Source organism: Variovorax sp. P5_A3 (genome assembly GCF_056400665.1).
Window position 1 is genome coordinate 140,602 of record NZ_JBFUKW010000006.1, and the last position, 18,728, is coordinate 159,329.

At 66.7% G+C, this 18,728-nt stretch carries 18 protein-coding genes and 1 pseudogene; 12 read left to right on the forward strand and 7 right to left on the reverse strand.

All coding sequences use genetic code 11. The features are described from left to right. Position 1 precedes the first annotated feature (1 nt). The gene (locus AC1D3B_RS11590) at positions 2 to 904 is read left to right on the forward strand and encodes an SDR family oxidoreductase (protein WP_478190812.1); all 903 of its coding nucleotides are present in this window, start codon (positions 2 to 4) and stop codon (positions 902 to 904) included. A gap of 4 nt (positions 905 to 908) precedes the next feature. After that, positions 909 to 2,474, forward strand: a complete 1,566-nt coding sequence (locus AC1D3B_RS11595; protein WP_478190813.1) for an AMP-binding protein — start codon at positions 909 to 911, stop codon at positions 2,472 to 2,474. 24 nt (positions 2,475 to 2,498) lie between these two features. On the opposite strand, the gene AC1D3B_RS11600 is transcribed toward AC1D3B_RS11595, so the two are convergent. Both AC1D3B_RS11600 and AC1D3B_RS11605 read right to left on the reverse strand, forming a co-directional pair. Next, positions 2,499 to 3,419, reverse strand: a complete 921-nt coding sequence (locus AC1D3B_RS11600) for a DMT family transporter (protein ID WP_478190814.1) — start codon at positions 3,417 to 3,419, stop codon at positions 2,499 to 2,501. 52 nt (positions 3,420 to 3,471) lie between these two features. Next, positions 3,472 to 4,299 (reverse strand): IclR family transcriptional regulator, encoded by an 828-nt coding sequence (locus AC1D3B_RS11605; protein ID WP_478190815.1) that lies wholly within the window; start codon positions 4,297 to 4,299, stop codon positions 3,472 to 3,474. A gap of 192 nt (positions 4,300 to 4,491) precedes the next feature. On the opposite strand from AC1D3B_RS11605, the gene AC1D3B_RS11610 reads away from it, so the two are divergent. Genes AC1D3B_RS11610 through AC1D3B_RS11625 form a run of 4 tightly spaced genes read left to right on the forward strand, consistent with a single transcriptional unit; the run spans position 4,492 to position 8,585 of the window. Continuing rightward, on the forward strand, positions 4,492 to 5,496 hold the full coding sequence (locus AC1D3B_RS11610) for a DUF7064 domain-containing protein (protein ID WP_478190816.1): 1,005 nt from the start codon (positions 4,492 to 4,494) through the stop codon (positions 5,494 to 5,496). Between the two features lie 40 nt (positions 5,497 to 5,536). Further along, positions 5,537 to 6,805, forward strand: a complete 1,269-nt coding sequence (locus AC1D3B_RS11615; RefSeq protein ID WP_478190817.1) for a phosphotransferase family protein — start codon at positions 5,537 to 5,539, stop codon at positions 6,803 to 6,805. Continuing rightward, complete coding sequence (locus tag AC1D3B_RS11620; RefSeq protein ID WP_478190818.1) at positions 6,805 to 7,380, forward strand: hypothetical protein; 576 nt, start codon at positions 6,805 to 6,807, stop codon at positions 7,378 to 7,380. The genes AC1D3B_RS11615 and AC1D3B_RS11620 overlap by 1 nt, the downstream gene beginning before the upstream one ends. After that, a complete protein-coding gene (locus tag AC1D3B_RS11625; protein ID WP_478190819.1) occupies positions 7,377 to 8,585 on the forward strand; it encodes an ABC transporter substrate-binding protein in 1,209 nt (402 codons plus the stop codon). Before AC1D3B_RS11620 ends, AC1D3B_RS11625 begins: the two co-directional genes overlap by 4 nt. Here the strand turns inward: AC1D3B_RS11625 and AC1D3B_RS11630 are convergent. Next, positions 8,582 to 10,195 (reverse strand): trypsin-like peptidase domain-containing protein, encoded by a 1,614-nt coding sequence (locus AC1D3B_RS11630; RefSeq protein ID WP_478190820.1) that lies wholly within the window; start codon positions 10,193 to 10,195, stop codon positions 8,582 to 8,584. The two genes, AC1D3B_RS11625 and AC1D3B_RS11630, sit on opposite strands and share 4 nt — an antisense overlap. A gap of 26 nt (positions 10,196 to 10,221) precedes the next feature. Beyond that, positions 10,222 to 10,839: a glycoside hydrolase family 108 protein gene (locus AC1D3B_RS11635; protein WP_478190821.1), complete on the reverse strand. Its 618-nt coding sequence runs from the start codon at positions 10,837 to 10,839 to the stop codon at positions 10,222 to 10,224. A gap of 149 nt (positions 10,840 to 10,988) precedes the next feature. On the opposite strand from AC1D3B_RS11635, the gene AC1D3B_RS11640 reads away from it, so the two are divergent. After that, a complete protein-coding gene (locus tag AC1D3B_RS11640; RefSeq protein WP_478190822.1) occupies positions 10,989 to 11,207 on the forward strand; it encodes a hypothetical protein in 219 nt (72 codons plus the stop codon). Between the two features lie 364 nt (positions 11,208 to 11,571). Here AC1D3B_RS11640 and AC1D3B_RS11645 read toward each other — a convergent pair whose 3' ends face one another. Then, entirely contained in the window at positions 11,572 to 11,814 is a 243-nt protein-coding gene (locus AC1D3B_RS11645; protein WP_478190823.1) for a hypothetical protein, read from the reverse strand. A 238-nt stretch (positions 11,815 to 12,052) separates the two neighbouring features. Here AC1D3B_RS11645 and AC1D3B_RS11650 point away from each other — a divergent pair, with 238 nt between their 5' ends. The 5 genes from AC1D3B_RS11650 (at position 12,053) to AC1D3B_RS11670 (ending at position 17,195) form a co-directional block, all read left to right on the forward strand. After that, positions 12,053 to 12,352 carry a hypothetical protein gene (locus AC1D3B_RS11650; RefSeq protein ID WP_478190824.1) on the forward strand — a complete coding sequence of 100 codons (300 nt, stop codon included), beginning with the start codon at positions 12,053 to 12,055 and terminating at the stop codon, positions 12,350 to 12,352. 224 nt (positions 12,353 to 12,576) lie between these two features. Then, positions 12,577 to 14,625: an FUSC family protein gene (locus AC1D3B_RS11655; RefSeq protein ID WP_478190825.1), complete on the forward strand. Its 2,049-nt coding sequence runs from the start codon at positions 12,577 to 12,579 to the stop codon at positions 14,623 to 14,625. Next, complete coding sequence (locus tag AC1D3B_RS11660) at positions 14,619 to 14,849, forward strand: DUF1656 domain-containing protein (protein ID WP_478190826.1); 231 nt, start codon at positions 14,619 to 14,621, stop codon at positions 14,847 to 14,849. The genes AC1D3B_RS11655 and AC1D3B_RS11660 overlap by 7 nt, the downstream gene beginning before the upstream one ends. Positions 14,850 to 14,856: 7 nt before the next feature. Then, positions 14,857 to 15,765 (forward strand): efflux RND transporter periplasmic adaptor subunit, encoded by a 909-nt coding sequence (locus tag AC1D3B_RS11665; protein ID WP_478190827.1) that lies wholly within the window; start codon positions 14,857 to 14,859, stop codon positions 15,763 to 15,765. Then, a complete protein-coding gene (locus AC1D3B_RS11670) occupies positions 15,765 to 17,195 on the forward strand; it encodes an efflux transporter outer membrane subunit (protein ID WP_478190828.1) in 1,431 nt (476 codons plus the stop codon). The genes AC1D3B_RS11665 and AC1D3B_RS11670 overlap by 1 nt, the downstream gene beginning before the upstream one ends. Positions 17,196 to 17,227: 32 nt before the next feature. On the opposite strand, the gene AC1D3B_RS11675 is transcribed toward AC1D3B_RS11670, so the two are convergent. Then, entirely contained in the window at positions 17,228 to 17,707 is a 480-nt protein-coding gene (locus AC1D3B_RS11675) for a VOC family protein (protein ID WP_478190829.1), read from the reverse strand. 145 nt (positions 17,708 to 17,852) lie between these two features. Further along, positions 17,853 to 18,724, reverse strand: a pseudogene (locus tag AC1D3B_RS11680) (NAD(P)H-dependent flavin oxidoreductase). Positions 18,725 to 18,728 lie beyond the last annotated feature (4 nt).

Genomic DNA, 18,728 nt, shown 5'->3' on the forward strand with positions numbered 1-18,728 from the left:
AGTGATCCCATCGACCTTTCGTCCCGACGTGTTGTCGGGCAAGCGCATCCTCATCACCGGCGGCGGCACCGGCCTCGGCAAGGAACTGGCAAGGCAGTTCGCCGCCCAGGGTGCCGCGGTGCACATCTGCGGACGCCGGGAGGCGGTCCTGCAGGCCGCAGTGGCCGAGCTGAACGAGACTGCTGGGCACGGCGGCAGCGCCGAGTACCACATCTGCGATGTGCGCGATGCCGACCAGATCGAAGCGATGGTCGAGCGCATCTGGGCGGGCGGCCCGTTGACGGGGCTCGTGAACAACGCGGCGGCGAACTTCATCTCTCCGTCGATCGATATCAGTCCACGCGGGTTCGCCGCGGTGCGCTCGACGGTGATGGACGGCGCACTCTTCTCGACCCTCGCCTGCGGCCGCCGCTGGATCGAGCAAGGCTTGCCGGGCTCGGTCGTCAGCATGCTCGTGACCTGGGTCTGGACGGGCTCGGCCTACGTGCTGCCTTCCGTGATGGCCAAGACCGCGGTGCATGCGATGACGATGTCGCTCGCGGTCGAATGGGGCGCCAAGAACATCCGCGTCAATGCCGTGGCACCCGGCCCGTTCCCGACCGAAAGCGCGTGGGAAAAGCTGGCACCGATCCCGAAGGCCAACGTCGGTGCCGCATCGTCGGACGAAGTGCCCATGCAGCGCTTCGGCCGCATGCCGGAACTGTGCAACCTGCTGACCTTCCTGCAGGCCGACGGCTGCGAGTACCTCACCGGACAGAACATCGCGATCGACGGCGGACATCACTTGGCGGCTCCGAGCACCTTCGCGGCGCTCGGCAAGCTGACCCCGGAGGACTGGGCCGAAGCGAAGTCGATCGTGCGCGGAAAGGCAGAGCAGGAAAAAGCGCAACGCAGCGCAGGCTGATGTGATGGCTGGGAGCGACAGCGCGACGCGCGACCTGCGGGTGCACGCTCGCGCGACGCCGGACCATCCGGCGATCGTCAGTGGCAGCGAGACCTGGACCTACGCCGCGCTGGAGGCAACGAGCAACCGCACGGCGGCCGTGCTGCGCGGCCTGGGACTGGCGCGCGGCGACCATGTCGCTTCGTTGATCGGCAATCGCGCCGAGGCGGTGGCGATTGCGTGGGCGGCCTGGCGCTGCGGCGTCTACCTGACGCCCATGCCGACCGGCCTGACCGCGACTGAAGTGCGCTACCTCGTCGATGACTGCGACGCGAAGGCCGTGGTCGCTGATGCGGCGCTCGCGGCCGTCGCAGCGCAACTTCCCGCACCGTCGAAGCCCGGCATCGCCTGGCTGTCGTTGCGGGGAGCGATTGCCGGCTTCGATGCCATGGAGCCGCTGCTGGACCAAGCCTCGCAGGACCCCGACGGCCGTGAGACGCCCGGCGCGCTGATGGTCTACACATCCGGCACGACCGGCTCGCCCAAGGGCGTGTTCCGGCCGCTGCTTCCGCCCAACTACCGCGGCACGCCGCCGTTCGCGGGCGATCTGCTCACGCTGTTCGGACTCGGCGACCCCGACGTCCGCTATCTCTCGACCGCGCCGCTCTACCATGCGGCGCCGTTGCGCTTCGCGCTGGCCGTGACCGCCGCGGGTGGCACGGCGCATGTGATGGAGCGCTTCGATGCGGGCGAAGCGCTCGATCTTCTCGAACGTCATGCCATCACGCACAGCCAATGGGTCCCCGCGATGTTCCAGCGACTGCTCGAACTTCCCGCCGAACGCCGCGCAGCCTTTGCCGCGCCATCGCATCGCTGCGCGATCCACGGCGCGGCGCCCTGCCCTCCCGCGCTCAAGAAGGCTCTCATCGAATGGTGGGGTCCGGTCCTGCTGGAGTACTACTCCGGCAGCGAAGGAGTGGGCCTGACGCTGATCGACTCGCAGGAGTCGCTCGCCCATCCCGGTTCCGTCGGCCGCCCGCGCAAGGGCACGCTGCACATTGCAGACGAGGCCGGCCATGCATTGCCGGCCGGCACGACGGGCCTCGTTTGCTTCTCGGGCGTGACGCCGTTCGCGTACTACAAGGCGCCGGAGAAGACTGCCGCCCGCACCTTGCCGCAAGGCTGGCAGACCTTCGGCGACATCGGCCATGTCGACGAGGAGGGCTATCTCTACCTGACCGATCGGCAGGACGACATGATCATCTCCGGCGGGGTCAACGTGTACCCGCAGGAGATCGAGTCGGCCATTCGAGATGCACCCGGCGTATGGGACTGCGCCGTCGTCGGCATCGAGGACACACGTTTCGGCGAGAGGCCCGTCGCGTTCCTGGTGCCGATGCGCGACATGGCCGAAGTCGGCCCGTCCGGACTGATCGCCGCTGTGCGTGCGCACTGCGAAGCGCGCCTCGGCCGCATCAAGCAGCCTGCGGACTTCCGCGTCATCGACAGCTTGCCGCGATCGCCGACCGGCAAGCTGCTGCGGCGCCGCCTTCGCGAGATGCTGGCCGTCGCGGAGAGGCCAGCGGACTGAACTGCATCGCCTCGGCCTGGCCCTTCAGGCGCGGCTGTACGTACCCAGCGCGGTGCCGACGACTACGACCAGCAGGCCGACAGCGTGCCAGATGGTCAGCGTTTCGCCGAGCAGCAGCGCCGCGAAGCCCACGCCGAACACGGGCACCCAGTAGAACCACAGCGAGACGCGCGCGACGCCGATCTTCACGATGGCGTGGTTCCAGGCCAGGTTGCCGAAGGCCGTCGCGATCAACGCCGAGAACAGCACCAGCATCAACGGCCAGAAGCCGGGCAGCCAGGCGCCGACATTCGGTGCAGCACCGACAGCGAGGGTGTGCAGCGCCAGCATCAAGGTGCCGCACGCATAGATCATGGCGCTCGCATAGAGCGCATCGGTCTCCCGAGCGAGCCGCTGGATCAGGACGCCGCCGATCGAGAAGGTCACGACCGATGCCACGACCAGGCCGTCGCCCAGGCCCGCATCCGCGAGCCGGGCACCGGAGGAATGCAGCACCACGATCAGGACGCCAGCGAAGCCCAGCGCCACACCCACGATGCGCAGCAAGCCGATGCGCTCGCGCAGGATCAATGCGGCCATGAGGGATGACACAAGGGGGCTCAGCGCAATGGCCACCGAGGCGTTCGTGGCCGTAGTCCGTACCAGGCCGACCGCGAGAAGGATCTGGTTCAAATAGACCATGAGCGCCGCGCAGGCCAGCACGGTGGCGAACTGACGCGCGGTCATTCTCGTCCGCCGCAGCTTGTGGCGCTGCCGCCAGAGCATGAGCCCCAGGAACGCCGCGGCGATGGCCGCCCGCTCGGTCGCCATCACGGCGGGGTCGAAATAGGAGGCGATGGTCTTCAGCGCCGTCATGTTCAAGCCCCAGAGCGCGGTGACGAAAAGCAGCAGGGCCGACAGGCGATTGCCGTTGAGGGACGAGAGGTGGCCCGTGGGTTGCTTCACTGGAGCGGCCTGCGCCGGGCAGTGATCGTTTGACGAGGCGACATCGCGCTCACTAGTCCGTGTCGGTGTTTGCATCGGCCTGGATTGCCTGAATCGCCTTGCTGATCTTGGCCGCCGTCTGGACCGTCAACTCGATCAGCGACGGTATCTCCCGTTCCTTCAGGTTGGCAAGCCTTCGACCGATGGTGAGGCTGCCGGCAATGCCCTTCGTATGGAGGATCGGCGCCGAGATACCGTAGGTGTCGGGGTTGATCTCTCCTTTGGCCGCGAAGTAGCCCGCCTGCTGGATGGCCTTCATCTTGCGGTGGAACTCCTGCCAGTCCTGTCCCAGCCCCGCGCGAGCGATGTCGGCGGCATGGTGGAGCATGAGGTCCTTCAGCTGACGCTGGGGCAGGCAGGCAAGGATGATGCGCGACGGCCCGCCGCGGAACAATGGAAACGGCCGCCCACGGTCGTAGCCGGAGGGGACTTCCTTGTCCACCCGCACGTCGTGGATGCACAGCACGTGGTCGCCGTAGTAGCTGCACAGCAGCTGGATGCCCGCTGCCTGCTTGCGGATCGCATCCATCAACGGTGGAGCGGCCTGCAGGAGCGGGTCACTGAGCCGTATCTGCCTGTCGAGCTGGATGATCCGCGGGCCCAGCACGTAGACACCCGCGTTGAGCGAAGCCAGGAAGCCGGTGTCGGTCAGCGTCTTCGCGTAGCGGTAGGCCGTCGTGCGCGCCAGGCCCAGCGCTTTCGCCATGCCTTCGACTGTCCAGCTCGGCGCTGTCTCGGTGAAGAGATCCATCACCCGCAACACGCGCTCCGAACTGCTTTGCGTCGCTTCCGACGGGGTGGATTCGGCCTCTGGCGGCGTCTTGTTTGTCTGGTTTGCCATTCGACGAGTGTGATCGGAGATGCTGCATTATCCTTCCACCGGGAAAACGATACTAATCCCGTATATTGGAATTATTGCATTTGTACTTGCGGGCGGGATAACATGAAAGCGCACCTTGAACGAGGCGCGAATTCATGAAGAGCCTGCTGCACGCTGGTTCGTCTTATCCGAAGCATCAACCTGGTACTGAACATGATCACTGCCCAAGACCTGGAATACCACCACGGCCCGACCGACGACTACACCTGGGCCGAGACCTACTACATCCCCATTTCGGTCCCCGAGGAGCGCCTGTTCGCGCACGTCTACGTCGTCACCCGCCCCGTGCTGGGCACCATGTCCAACGACATCCGGGTCATGGGAGCGGTCAGCAACACGGAGTTCGAACTGCTCTCCGTCGACACCCGCTATCACCTGCCGCTCCCCGAGCGCTTCTCGCACATTCATGCCCCCAACGGCCTGAGCGTGAAGGCGGTGAATGCACCGCGCGACTACCGCGTCGACTACGTCGGCAGCGACGGCACCGAGATCCATGTCGACTACGTCGGGATCATGCAGCCCTTCGACATCCATGACCGTGACGAGAATCCGCTCGCCGGCAAGACCGAGGCGGAACAACTCGCGAGCACCTCGATGGGCAGCGGCTACAAGGGCCACTACGACATGCATGCGCGGGTCAAGGGGACCCTGAAGGTGCGCGGGAAGGAATACAAGGTTGACATCGTCGACCGCATGAACCACAGCTGGGGTCCGCGTCCCGAGATGGACATTCCGCCGATGAATTCGGTCTGGGCCCAGTTCGGCGAGGAGCTCGGCTTCCGCTTCCACATGCACCTCGATCCGAGCAAGCCCGCAGGGCAGGATCAGAAGTTCGCCCACGGCTACCTGCTGGACAAGGGCAAGGTTCATGCGCTCGTCGAGTTGGAGATGACCACCACGCGCGTCGGCATCGTTCCCTTCTCCATCGACGTCATTGCCACCGACCAGCGTGGCAACAAGTACCAACTGCGCGGCACGCCGCTGGCGGGCGCGCCCTGGCGGGCGTATTCGACCTGCATCTGCTGGATCGGCCTGATCCGCTGGGAGCACGCAGGGAAGATTGGTCACGGATCCCTGCAGGAGAACCACTCGCTGCCCGTCGAAAGCGGGATGAGAGGTCGCCGCTGGACGGATCCCATCCCTGCCCTGACAGCCTGAACTGGACAGGCAACGGTCCAGGCACATGGAAGGAGCAACGATGCAAGTTCTCGAATCGCCGCCGCGGCCCGGCTTGCAGTCCGGCCGAATGTTCGAGCCGGCAGGCGACGACGCGGCCGACCGGATGCGGGATGCGCCGGCGGAGGCGTTCAGCGCGGCGGTGCGGGCTGCCTACCCGACCGAGGCCGAATACGACCTCATGCTGACGCGCAAGATGCGCCGCCGCGCCAGCGGCCCCTACCGGATACCGACGCTGGAGGAGATGTCCGGCCATGCGCGCAGCTTTCTGGCGGACCATGTCGAAGGTGCGTTCACTCTTTCCGAAGAGCGATGGCTGACAGGAGGCGCTTCGAAACTCCAGTTCGGCTTCACGCTGCAATGGAACGATCCGGAGGTCGGCCGGACCTCGACGCGCCTGGTCGTGCGCATGGAACCGGCGGAGTCACTGAACGCCACCAGCCGCAGGCGCGAACATCAGATCATCACGGCCATCGCCTCGGCCGTTCCCGTGCCGCGAACGCACTGGGTGGATGCCGACGGCCAATGGTTTCCCGAGCCCGCCATCGTCTACGCGTTCATCGAAGGAAGCGCCAAGCCGTCGGACGACAGGCACAGGGTCAGCGGTACAGGCACGCATTTCGGCCCCGAGCTGCGCTCGCGTCTGGCACCGCAATTCATGCAGCACCTTGCTGCGATCCACACCTTCGACTGGTCGGGCGCCCGGCTCGACGCCTTCGATGTCCCGGAAGTCGGCTCCACGCAGTCCGCGCTGTGGCAGCTCAACCGCGCGCGCCGGGTGTGGGAGGAGGATCGCGGCGAGGATTTCCCGCTGATCGAGTACGCCGCCAACTGGCTGGAGGACAACCTGCCGAAACTGGACCGCGTCAGCGTGCTCCATGGCGACTATCGAAGCGGCAATTTCCTGTTCGACGAGAAGGCCGGACGCATCAACGGATGGCTGGATTGGGAGCGCGGCTATCTCGGCGATCGCCACAGGGATCTCGCCTATACCGCGACGCACCTGTTCGGCAACGTCGCCGAGGATGGCAAGACATTCCTGGTGAGCGGACTGATCCCGTTGGAGCAGTTCTACGAAGACTACGAACGCTTGTCGGGGCTGAGGGTCGATGCCCGTCGACTTCACTATTACCGCGTCTTCAACACCTACCAGCTCATGGTGTCGAGCATGGCGTCGTCCTATCGCGTGGTGCGCCTGGGCAAATCGCACCAGGACGTGCTCCTGGCCTTCGTCGAAGGAGCGGTCAGCTCGCTCGCGGACGAGTTGCTGAAATCCCTGGAGAACTGCTGATGGCCGATCGAACCGTGAATGGGCTTCGGGGCTGCATGAGTTCGCTCGACATGACAGTCGGCCCCTGCGTGGAAGAGGCGAGCGACTCGCTCGCACGCGAGCAGGTCGCGCTGATGACGAGGTACCTGAGCTTCGTATCGAAGCGTGTGAACCTGATCGGTGATCGCGTCCGCTTCGAGCTCAGGCTGTACCTGGCGATGGGCAAGGGCGCCGCCGAAGCCATGAAGCGATTCGGAAATGGCGCACCGGAGCTGACGAGGCTCTGCGCGCAAGCCACGACGCTGCTGTCATCGGTCGAAGCCAGGCAGGTGCAGCTGGAGGCTGTCTCGGCGGCCTTGCGGACCGAGCTCAGTCGCATCGTTCGCACCCTGCCCGACGGCAACCCGGTCTTGCGCAAGGAAGTGGAAGCCATCGTCGTCGCCTGCAGCCGTCCGCTGATCGAGTTCCAGCGCTCCTGGTTTGCGCCGCAGGCCTGGGAATCGAATTCGGATCGCCTGCCGGATGTGGATGTCCTGCTGGCGACCGCAGCCAGCTCGCAAGACCAACATGCACTCAATGGAGACAAGTCATCATGATCAGTTGCAATCGCCGTCGTCTGACTCTGGCCCTCGCCGCTGCCGGCACCGTGGGTTCGCTATCGTCCTTCGCCGTGGCCCAGAACCCGGGGCCGATCAAGCTGGGCGTCGTGAACATCGACTCGGGCCCGTTTGCCGCCAATGGGTCCTACATCGCCGAGGGCGCGGCCTTCGCCGTCGAACAGTTGAATGCCCAGGGCGGCGCGTTGGGACGCAAGTACGAACTGGTCGTCCAGAACCACACCGGATCGCCCGCGACAGCCATGGCGGCCGCAGACAAGCTGGTGTCGCAAGGCGGCGTCTCGTTCTTCACGGGCCTGAACGCGTCGAGCACGGCGCTGGCCATCACCGCCAAGGTGGCGGGGATGAATGCCCTGTTCCTGGACGCCACGGCCACCAGCGACGACCTCACCGGCAAGAACTGCAACAAGAACTACTTTCGCATCGACACCAGCGACAGCATGGTCATGAACGGCTTGCGCACGCAGTTGCAGGAGAGCGGCATCAAGTCCTGGGACCTTCTCATGGCCGACTACGCGGTCGGCCACGACTACGCCAGGAAGTTCGGCGCCCTGGTCCAGGACAACGGGGGAACGATCGAGAAGACGATCTTCGCCTCGATGACCGCGACCGACCTCGGCTCCTACATCTCCCAGTTGAATGCCAAGCCCGCGGAGGGGCTCGCCATGCTGTACCCGGGATCCGCAGGCATTGCGTTCGCCAAGCAGCAGCAAGCCTTCGGCCTGTTCTCGAAGTACAAGACCGTGGTCTCGGCCAGCACCGTCAATGAGGTCCTGCTGGGCGGACAAGGTGACAGCACCGTCGGTGTCTACGGTACTCAGAGCTACTTCTGGTCGATGCCCGGCGAACGCAATGCGACATTCGTGAAGGCGTACGAGGCCCGGTACAAGCGCAAGCCCACGTACCTGAGCGTGGATGCCTACCTCGCTTTCGAACTGCTGCACGCTGCAATCCTCAAGGCGAACTCCACCGATGTCGATGCGGTGCGCCCGGCCCTGGCCGGGATCAAGTTGGCGACCGTGGTGGGCGATGTGGAGATGCGAGCCGCAGATCACCAACTCTTGCGCCCCCTGCTGATCGTGCAAGCGGTGAAGGCCGGGGAAGGAAAGGCCCAGATGGAGCTGCGCGCCATCGAGCCCGTTGCCAAGGTGACGGCGCCGGTCAGTCCGGAGTGCAAGCTCTAGGCGCCGTTGCCCGCCCGACTCTTGCGGATCGCCTCGGCGATGCACTGCATCGAGATCCCCTCGTTGGCGGCGTAGGCGCCCGCTTCGCCGTTGAGATGCGGCATGCCGAGCTCGCCGCCCATGTGATGCAGGGCGATCACGGCCCAGGCGCTGTCGTTGAAGACCGGGCTGCCGGAGCTGCCGCCTTCCGTGGGCGCACGGTAGTGGACGCGGCAGACGCCTTCCACCGGCGGTTTCCCCGACGGGGGACCTTCGTGACCGAGCAGCTCGTTGTCCTGGAAGGAAAACGAGAGATCTCGCCCCCCGGGGTGGCCGATCACATAGACGCGTGGGGCTCGCCCGGCGTTCTCGGGTGGCGGCGGCCAGTCGGGCAGCCTGGGCGAGATCGGCATGGGCTCGATGCCGGTGACCGGCGATTGCAGACGCATCAGGCTCGCGTCCTGCCGGTCCGGCGGGGCGAACCAGACGATTTCCTTGACGTCGAAGACAGGACTTCCATCGGCCGCCTCGAACACGACCTGCGCTTCGCCCGGTGGGATGCCCGGACTCTGGCCGGCCTGGTTCACCACGTGGTAGTTGGTCAGCACCATCAGTTCGTCCGGCGGCTCCATTCCGAAATCGCCGGCGCGAACCAGGAAGCCGGTACCGACGCGACGACCGAGCCGACGCTTCACGGCGGCCACCGAACGCGCGCGCTTCAGGCCCGTGAGCCACCACTCGTAGGTTTGCGGTCCTTCCTTTCCGAGCACTGCCTCCAGTTGCGCACCACTGGGCGCCTCGACGGCCTGGAGTTCCCGGACCCTGCCCGGGCTCAGCTCGATCTGCGCCGCGGGCAATGCGAGCAGGCGGCTGCGAAGGACCGCGACGAGACTGCGTCCGCGCGGATCGTCCCCGCGCTCGAGATCCCAGACTTCGGAAAACTGCCGCAAGGTGCTCGCGACCAGGAAGGCCTTGGCATCCGGTGACGCGACGTACTCGTGGACCCGACGCTCCACGGCGTCCCAGTCGCCCAGGCCCAGGGACGCCTCGGCCAATGTCGGCAGGAACCACTCGTCACGCTGCGCCTCGGGCGTGGCTTCGAGGGTCGCAACCAGCTTCCGGGCCAGGGGCTTCAGTTGCAGGTCGGGCGCAACGGCAAGTCCCATGCGGCGCGCGCGATAGAGCAGTGCCAGCAGATTGACGCCGTGCCAGGTCTTCTGCTCGTCCAGTTGATAGGGCTCGCGGTACGCATCGATCGCCGCTGCCAGGGCCGTCTGCGCGGCTGGCGCGGACTTGTCGGCGGTATCGAAGAAGATCTGCTTCCAGGCCCGGCCGAGCAATCCCTGCGCCTCGCCGCGCTCGGGGTGCGCCAGGGGCAGGCTGGCCGTCAAGGCTTGCAGCACGTCGATCGCCACGGTCGCCAGGCCGCTTTCGATCAGGGCCTGCGCCAGAAGACGTCGATTCTTCGGATCGCCTGGGTCGAGGCGGTGCACCGCCTCGGCAAGCTGCAGCATGCGGGGGTAGTCCCGTGCGTTGCGCAATTCCTCGACCAGGGGTTTGGCGGCTGCCACGTCCGCGTCGTCGCACATGCCGCGCAGCAGCGTCAGCGCGCTCTCTGCCCGTTGTTGCAACGTCGCAGGTTCCACGATGATCGATGTCAGAGGTCGTAGTCCGGGTCTTCGCCGATGTCCGGAATGCGCTCGATGTAGTCGGTGTCGCCGTAGTCCGTCGGCACATCGGCCTCGAAGCCGGGCAGGCCGACTTCCTTGCGCAGCGCATTCAGGCGATTGTTCCAGCCCTTCTGGAAGACGGCCAGCTTCGGGTTGGCCGCGATCAACCGGGCGTAGAAGGCCTCGCGTTCGTTGCAGTAGTCCACCAGCGCCTTGGCGAGGTCCTTGCATTGCTGCACGGCCCGCAAGGTGCCGTCGCCGAAGCCGCCATCGACTTCGCACCCCATCGCCGCCTGCAGGAAGCGGACGGCGCGTCCGACGCCCATGTTGACGGCCGTGTCGAAGTGCGCGACATCGAGCTTGCGCTCCAGGGTGTCGCAGCGTGCAGGTCGCCAGTAGTTCGACTCGTAGATGCTGCGCATCTCGTCGTCGGACAGCTGGCGCACGTCCTGCGCCGGCTGCCCTTGCTTCGCGCGCCAGGCGTCGTAGACCTTCTGGGTCACGCCGCGGTTGGTCGCGCCGCCGGGATCGGCCGGATGATTGACGTAGCCGCCCTCCCATCGAAGGATGAAAGGCAGTGAGTCCGCGAAAGAGGCAGATGGCATGGCGAATACCCCGCTGCTGGAAGACTGACACGATTGTGCTTCCCTGCCTCCTTCCCGGCATCCCCCGAACAGAGTACAGCCCGGCATGCGGTGGCGCTCCGAGTAATTCCGGAGCATCCGGGGCGCGGGAACGCATCACAATGGCCGCGATGTCATTGAACCCCGAGAGTCTGAGCGATGACGAGCTGGCCCAGCAGGCCGCCGCGTGGCGCCGCCGTGCCTTGCAGGGCGAGCAGGACGCCAACGACCGTGCGCATGTGCTGGAGCGCGAGCTCCGCCGCCGGCAGGGCGCGTTGTCGACCTTGGGCGCGGAACTGCGCTCTCCGGCCCGGAGACGGGCTGCGTGGTGGGCGTTCTGGAAGCGATAGGGCATCGCGAATCCCCACAAGGGGCTCGCGTGCTTTGCGGACGGAGGCTGGCTTTCGGGGCCGTCGCCTCATAGCATCGACCTCGGAAACCAGGCACCCGGGCCGTTGACACAAGCCCTGCCGGCCTGCGCGAGTACCTACCAGTCGAGGTCGCCATGCGTGAAAAAACGGTTTCGTACGAGGTCGCCCGACGACACCTTCTCGAGGCGTTGAGCGGTGCGCCGAGGAAGCCCGCCAAGCGCGCACCACGGTCTTCGACGCCCGGGGCCGCGGCGAAACCGGTCATCAAGCGCGCCGCCACAGCGCCGACGCGCAGGGCTTCCAGATAAACCCGGCCGCCCCGGTACCGCCGGCGAGTTGCGCTTCAGCAGCGATGCAGATGCCCGCCGTGCAGGGCGAAGTAGTGAACATACTTGCGCCACGCCTCTTGCGCTGCCCTGGCGCTGGCTTTTGCCGCGTCGAAGGCCTGATCGGGTGGTTCAGCGCCGGGGTTCCTCAGGAACTGCTGGAAGGCCTCGGTCGCCGCCTTGTGGGCGCGCCGGGCCGAAACCTCTGCCTTGGTTGCCGCGGCCCTGAGTTGGCCGGCGTCATCGGTGATCGCTTCCATAAACACCTCCTGCATGAAAAGGACTTGATCTCTATCTCTCCATGGAGGCAACTTTAGGACAGTGGGCGAATTTGCGAAGACGTCTGAAGCGATATGTAAGAAGGTGTACTGACTCCCCACAGCCCGGTGGATCGCGCAATCCGTCACGGTCAGCGACGGATTCCTGATTGCGACGGTATGGCAACGTGCATAGCACGCCCGCTGGACGAGATGCGATGCGCCGTCCTATGATCATCGAATGAACGCTCTCCGCTTACTCGTCACCCTGGCAGTGGTCGGCGCCACCCAGTCCGCCATGGCTGATCCAGTGAATCACTGCAAAGGCCCCGACGGCCGCACGACCCTCACGGATCGACCTTGCGGTGATCCCGCCACCGAGCGAAGCGTTCAGCAACCGACGAGGATCATCGTCGAGCAGATCCAGGCCGAGGACATCTTTCGCGCGCGCGAGATGGTGCGCCAGGACGGCAGCCCCTACTCTTCGCCCGAGCTGGTGAAGGCCGAGGCCTCCCGGGATCCGGGTCTGTCCGGTCGGTAGACACCTCCTTCCAGCGCCGCAGCCGCCTGCGGCGCGGCTGACCGGATCAGCCGACGTCCCTCACGGAACCTCCGCGCGTTCCGATCCGACGGCGCCGCCCGTCGCCGCTATTGCAGCCATCGCAATAGCGTTCTTCATTGCACAGGGTTACCGAATGTGCCTGGTCCACCTACGCTACGACCAGCCCGGTGCCGCCGGCCCGGCATTCACAACCCATCATCGCCATGAGCGCCTTCAACACACGCGGCCTGATCTACGCGACCAACTGCACCCTCGCGGCGCTGCTGGCCCTGTATGTCGCCTTCAGCGCCGGCCTGCCCAACCCCGGGTGGGCGTCGCTGACCGTGTTCATCGTGAGCCAGCCGCTGGGAGCGGCCTCCGGCTCCGTCGTCTCGCGTGCGCTGTACCGCTCCGCGGGCACGGTGATCGGGATCATCGCCTCGATGCTGATCCTGCCGGCGCTGGTGCAGATGCCCGAGCTGATGATCGCGGCCCTCTCGGCCTGGGTGGCGGTGTGCATCTACATCTCCCTGCTCGACCGCAGCCCGCGCAGCTATGCGTTTCTGCTGGCCGGCTACACCGTCGCGCTGGTCGGGCTTCCGCAGATCGGCGATGTCTCGCAGCTCTTCGACACGGGCGTCGCACGCATCGAGGAGATCGTCATCGGGGCCGTCAGTGCGATGCTGATGCACAGCATCCTGTTTCCCCGTGGGCTCAAGTCCCAGATGGAGGCCAAGCTCGTCGCGAGCATGAAGGATGCGCGTGCCTGGATGAGCACGGCGCTTTCGCGCCAGGGGTCGACGGCTGAAGAACAGGGCGCACGCCGGCGGATGGCGGCCGACCTCACGGAACTGCACCAGCTTGCCAACGGCCAGCGCTTCGACGCCGGTGCGGATGCGGCGGACCCTCGCATCGTCTCGGCGCTCGAAGCGCGCCTGGTCGCGTTGCTGCCTTTGACGACCGCCGTCGAGGACCGGCTCGGTGCCATGGCCGAGGCCATGCCGCCGGCCCTCGCGGGGTATGTGGCGGAGGTCCGGCAATGGGTCGAGGAAGCCACCCAGGGCGATCAGGATCGCGCGGACCAGTTGGTCGCGGCGGGACGGGTGGCGCTGCCGGCACCAGGCACCTCGCCTGTGTGGACGGAAATGCTGGCCGCGAACCTGATCCAGCGCCTGATCGATCTTGTGGAGGCATGGAACGACTGCCTGCATCTCACGACCTTCGTTCGCAACCCGCATCGCGCGCCGGATGCGAAGGTGCGGCAACTCGCCGAAGCAAAGGGTCGGCGTCGCTTGCACGTGGACCATGGCCTGGCCGCCTACGCGGGCCTTGCGGCCGGCGTGGCCGTGGCCCTCGCCGGGACACTGGCCGTGACCACGGGATGGGCGCAGGGCACGGCAATGATCGGCATCGCGGCCGCCGGCTCTTCGGTGTTCGCCTTCCTCGACGATCCCCGCCCGATGCAAAAACTGCTGGTCCTCTGGTCGCTCATCGCCGTGCCCGTCGCCGCGCTCTACGTGTTCGCGATCCTTCCGGCGGTCGACGGCTTCGGCGCATTCGCGCTGGCCCTGTCCCCATTGTTCTTCGGCACCGCGCTGTATCTCGCCACGCCGCAGCACTCGCTGCGCGCGCTCGGCTTCGCGCTCATCTCGCAGACCCTGCTCGCGCTGCAACCTTCGCTGCGTGCCGACTTCGACGCCTTCACGACCGTCGCCGTCGGGGCGGTGGCTGGCGGCATCATTGCGCTGTTGGTGACTTCGCTCATCCGTGTCGTGAGTCCCGAGACGAGTGCATCCCGCATCCTGCGCGCAGGGTGGCGAGAGCTAGCGGACCTGGCCAGCGGGCAGTGGCTGCCGGGCAGGGATGCGTGGGCCAGCCGCATGCTCGATCGCGCCGGCCTGCTGATCCCGCGCCTCGCACGCCTGACCGGGGCCTCGGCATTCCAGAACGCGGATGCGCTCAATGACCTGCGACTCGGCATCAACACGGCCGCGCTGCGCGAAGTGGCACGCGATGCCGATGGCAGCCCGCTCGCACCGGTCATCGGTGCGCTGATGCGGCAACTGGCCACCCACTTTCATGCGCGGTCGCGCAAGGATCTCGCCGCGCCGGTGGGCGAGTTGCTCGGCGCGCTGGACGACACCATCCGGCAGCTTCTCGCCCTCGGTGGCGGACGGCTGCGCCTCGACGGCCTGGCTGCGGCGACAGGCCTTCGTCGAGGCCTGTTTCCCGACGCGCCGGCCTTCGAAGACAAGGAGCGTGTGACGTGCTAGCCGAAATCAGCCTGTTTGGAGTCCTCGTCAATGTGGGACTGGTCTCGGCCATGGTGGCCGGGGTCGTGCTGCTGCCGCTGCGCAAGGTCCTGACCTTCATCGGCGCCTACCGCCTGGTGTGGCATCCGGCGCTCGTCGACCTCGCCCTGTTCACGCTCTTGTGGGGCGGGGTGGCCTTTGCCGCCAGCGCGCTGGACGTTCGCCTCCTCGCTCTCCTGGGATGAGGCCATCATGAAATCTTCACTCCAGACCCTCGGCCGCGTCGTGCTGACGCTGGCCATCGTCGCCGCCGCCATCTTCGTCGGCCATCTCGGCTGGGACCACTACCGCGAGTCGCCCTGGACACGCGACGGCCGCGTGCGCGCCGATGTGATCCAGATCGCGCCCGACGTGTCGGGGCTGGTCGAAGAGGTCGTCGCGCACGACAACCAGCCGGTGAGCCGGGGGGACGTCCTGTTCGTCATAGATCGCGCGCGCTACCGGCTCGCGGTCGAGCAGGCCGAAGCCACCGTCCAGGGACTGCGCGTGCAGATCGAGCAGGCCCGGCGCGAGAACCGTCGCAATGCCACGCTCGGCGACCTGGTGCCCGCCGAGGGGCGGGAGCAAAGCGCCACCAAGGTGGACCAGCTCAAGGCCAGCCTGCTGCAGGCCTCGTCGATGCTGGACACGGCACGCCTGAACCTGGCGCGCACCGAGGTCAAGGCACCGGTCGACGGCTGGGTGACCAACCTCGACTTGCGCCCGGGCGCCTACGCGACGGCGGGGCGTCCGGTCCTCGCACTGGTGGACCGCAACTCGCTGCACGTGCAGGGCTACTTCGAGGAGACCAAGCTCGGACGCATCCATGTCGGGGCGCCGGTGCGCGTGCGCATGATCGGCGAAACGCAGTGGCTCGAAGGCCATGTCGACAGCATCGCGGCCGGCATCGAGGACCGAGAGCGAAACGGCAGCACCAACCTGCTGGCCAACGTGAATCCGACCTTCAACTGGGTCCGGCTCGCCCAGCGCATTCCGGTGCGGGTGCAGCTGGACCACGTGCCGACGGACACGCGGCTGATCATGGGGCGAACGGCCACGGTCGAAGTGATCGAGGGGCCGCACGGCGACCCTTCCATGGCCCTTGCGCAGGGAGAAAGATGATGAAGCGGCTCCTCATGCTCCTGGTCATTGCGCTCCTGACGGCCTGTGCCGCCGTGGGGCCCAACTATCAACGCCCGGCCGACTCCACCGCCAGCAGCCCGGTCGCGAACGGGCCATTCCTTGGCGCTAGCAATCCCCTCTTCGATCCCGAGCCGGTCCCTCAGGACTGGTGGCGCCTCTACGAAAGTCCCACGCTGGATGGGCTGGTGCAGCAAGCCCTGGCCGCCAACACCGATCTGCGGGCTGCGGCCGGAAACATCGAACGCGCCCTCGCCGGCCTGGACTACGCCGACGCCGCGCGCAACCCCACCACCAACCTGCTGGCCACGACCACCTACGGGCGCCGCTCGGCGGAGGAAGAACTCCGCCCCGGCAAGGCGCTCTCGAACAATGCGGTCTATGGCCTGGGCGCCAGCGTGTCCTACCAGGTCGACCTGTTCGGCCAGATCGCGCGAACCATCGAATCGGCGCAGGCCGACACGGGTGCCGCGCGCGCCGCCTATGACGCGACCCGTGTGACGGTCGTGGCCGAGACCACCCATGCATTCCTCGATGTCTGTTCCTCCGGGCGCGAGATCGCGGTGGCAGAGCGCTCGGTCGCGTTGCAGGAGAAGAGCACCGAGCTGACCCAGACGCTGTTCCGGGGCGGTCGCGGCAGTACGCTGGACGTCACCCGCGCGTCGGCCCAGACGGACCAGGTGCGCGCGATCCTGCCGGTGCTGAACGCGCAGAAGCGGGTGGCGCTCTACCGCCTCGCCGTGCTGACCGGCCATGCACCCGAGGACTTCCCGCGCAACGTCCAGTCCTGCGAACAGGAGCCGCAGCTCGCGCACCCGATTCCCGTCGGTGACGGCGCGAGCCTCCTGCGTCGCCGGCCCGACATCCGGCGCAGCGAGTTCGAACTGCATTCGGCCACCGCCCGCATCGGCGTCGCCACGGCCGACCTCTACCCGAAGATCACGCTGGGCGCATCGATCGGCTCGGTCGGCCTCAACAGGAACTTCCTCGATTCGGACACCCTGAAGTTCTCGCTCGGGCCGCTGATCAGCTGGCAGTTCCCCGACCGGTCCCGCATCCAGGCCCGCATTCGCTCGGCCGATGCCGACCAGCAGATCGCCTTCGCCCGCTTCGATGGCACTGTGTTGAACGCGCTGAAGGAGGTCGAGAGCGCGCTGGAGACCTACTCCCGCGACCTGGAACGGCGCGCATTGCTGGAGGCGGCCCGCCAGAAGGCCAGCCGAGCGGCGGATGAAACACAGCAGCTGTTCGCCCTCGGCAGGCAAGGCTACCTGCCCGTGCTGGATGCGACACGCACGCTGACCGTCGTCGAGCAGTCCGTCGCCGCGGCCGACAGCAAGCTGGCCTCCGACCAGGTCAATGTGTTCCTCGCCCTCGGGGGCGGGTGGGAGGAGAGCGCAACACCCCGTTGACCCGGGGGCGCACCATCAATCAACCCTGGGCTTCAGCCCCGCCGCGCCGCCTCGATCGTCGCGATGTCGATCTTCCTCATGGTCATCATCGCGTCGAAGGCGCGCTTCGCCGCCGCTGGATCGGGGTCGGCGATCGCCTCGATGAGGACGCGCGGCGTGATCTGCCACGACAGTCCCCACCGGTCCTTGCACCAGCCGCAATCGCTTTCCTGGCCGCCGTTGCCGACGATCGCGTTCCACAGACGGTCGGTCTCGGCCTGGTCGTCGGTCGCGATCTGAAAGGAGAACGCCTCGGTGGGCTTGAAATGCGGGCCGCCGTTGAGCCCGATGCAGGGGATGCCCGCGACGGTGAATTCGACCGTGAGGACGTTGCCCTGTTTGCCATCCGGATAGTCGCCCGGCGCGCGAAAGATCTTGCCGACGGCGCTGTCCGGGAAGGTCTTGGCGTAGAAGTTGGCGGCACCCACCGCGTCGTCGTCGTACCAAAGACAGATCGTGTTCTTGCTGGCCATTCCGCATCTCCTGAAGTGTTGGGCACCCCGGCGTCCGCCACGGTGCAGACAAAGTCCCATCGTCCTCGTCGCAGGACCTCGGTCTGTCGGACAGGACTGATGCCAGTGTACGGATACGCCGGGGGCCGCGCCCCTCAGGAACGGATCATGTCGTCGCCATCGCGCGGGTGTCGGGCGTCGATCGCGACGTGACGGGGTCTTCCGTGGGCCAGAGGAGTTCGTTGCGCGCCTTGTCGTATTCAGAGGCCAGGCGTTCGACGAGCTGGCCGGCCGTCGGCACATTCCGCAGGACCCCGATGCCCTGCCCGCAGCCCCAGATGTCCTTCCACGCCTTCGGCTTCTGGCGGTCGGATCCGAAATTCATCTTCGTCGGATCGCTCACCGGCAGATCGTCCGGATCCATGCCCGCAGCCACGATCGACGGGCGAAGGTAGTTGCCGTGAACGCCGGTGATGAGGTTCGTGTACACGATGTCCTCGGCTCCCGATGCGGCAATCATGTCCGTATTTCCTGGACCAGCGCGAAGGGCGATTGCGTTCCCGCGTGGCCACCGGCGCCGGCCGCCACGGCGATGAGGCCGTCCGCACCCTTCTCGATGGCCTTGCGCGCAAACCGGTTGTTGATCACGTCATGCAGCACGATGCCACCGTAGCTGTGGATCGCGTCGTTGATCTCCGGGCGTGCGCCCAGCGAGGTGATGACGATCGGCACGCGGTGACGCACGCAGACCTCCATGTCGTGATCCAGCCGGTCGTTCGAGCGATGCACGATCTGGTTGACCGCGAACGGGGCGGCGGGACGATCGGGGTGCAGCCGGTCGTGCTCCGCCAGCTCGCGCTCAATGCGGTTCAGCCACACGTCGAGATCCTCCTTGGGCCGCGCGTTGAGCGCCGGGAAGGATCCGACGATGCCGGCCTTGCATTGGGCGATCACGAGGTCGGGGTTCGAGATGATGAAGAGCGGCGAGGCCACGACGGGAAGTCGCAGGCGACGGGTGAGCACGGAGGGCAGTGTCATGGTG